The sequence below is a fragment of the Isoptericola variabilis genome (assembly GCF_050311655.1).
Lineage (GTDB): Bacteria > Actinomycetota > Actinomycetes > Actinomycetales > Cellulomonadaceae > Isoptericola > Isoptericola variabilis.
Genome location: NZ_JBNOZM010000024.1, coordinates 1 through 276, shown reverse-complemented (window position 1 = coordinate 276; position 276 = coordinate 1). Strand labels below are relative to the sequence as shown.

The following is a 276-nucleotide window of genomic DNA, read 5'->3' as shown; positions in this document are numbered from 1 at the left end:
ATGTAGTTACCCTGGCTGTCCTTGCGGGTCTGTACCAGGTTGGTGCTGTCCTTGCTCGGTACCCAGGCAGTGACGAAGTAGTGCTGCAGCCAGGCGACCCAGCCGCCCTGTACGGTTTCCTTGAAGGGCTGCTTGTCGATGTCCTTCATCGACACCTTCTTGTAGGGCTCGTCGGGGGTCCACAGTGCCGCGCCGAGGTAGGTGGCGGTGCCGGTAGCGGTGGTCGAGGACGGGTCGCCGCTGTTGTCGCGCTTGAGCTGGGCGAACAGGTTGCCG

Annotated in this window: 1 protein-coding gene; it reads right to left on the bottom strand. The window is 63.4% G+C overall.

Annotated elements, in window-relative coordinates; all coding sequences use genetic code 11:
- A partial coding sequence (gene yidC / locus ACQP60_RS20915; RefSeq protein WP_429736578.1) for a membrane protein insertase YidC occupies positions 1-276 on the bottom strand: 276 nt, incomplete at both ends.